Annotated in this window: 1 pseudogene; it reads left to right on the top strand. The window is 79.5% G+C overall.

What is annotated here, in order from left to right:
* Window positions 1–560: pseudogene (locus KN815_RS49605) on the top strand (PucR family transcriptional regulator); the annotation flags it as partial.

Raw genomic sequence — 560 nt, 5'->3', positions numbered from 1 at the left:
CGCGGCCGAGCGGCCCGAACCCCCGGCGGGCAGCGTGATGGCGGACATCCCGGGCGGCGGGCCGGGGCCCGGCTCCGTACGGGCGCGGCTGACCGTCCTTCCGGTGGCCGGGCCGCTGGGGCCGGTGCACCGGATCGCCGCCGAGCGGACGGCGGATCTGCTGGCGGTGGTGCTGCTGCGGACGCGTCAGGAGGAGGAGCTGGCGGCGCGCGGGCGCGGGGACTTCCTCACCGATCTCGCGGAGGGCCGGATCGAGGCGTCGGACGCCCCCGCCCAGGCCCGGGTGCTGGGCTTCAGGCCGGGTGCGGACGGTCCGTTGCTGCCGGTGGTGATGCGGCTGGTGGAGGATCCGCGCCCGCTGGCGGGGGGCGGGGAGAGCTGGGCGGCACTGGCCCACGCCCTTCACGAGGAGCTGGCGGCGGTCGGGGTGCCGGTGCTGCTCGGCGTACGGCTTCCGGAGGGCCGGGTTCCGCTGCTGGCGGGGCTGCGCGGCACGACCGAGCGCGGCGCGGTGGCCGAGCGGATCGCGGCGGCGCTGCGGGCCGGGGTGGAGCGGGCCT

Source organism: Streptomyces niphimycinicus (assembly GCF_018883605.1).
Lineage (GTDB): Bacteria > Actinomycetota > Actinomycetes > Streptomycetales > Streptomycetaceae > Streptomyces > Streptomyces niphimycinicus.
This window is presented reverse-complemented; position numbering and strand designations above follow the sequence as displayed.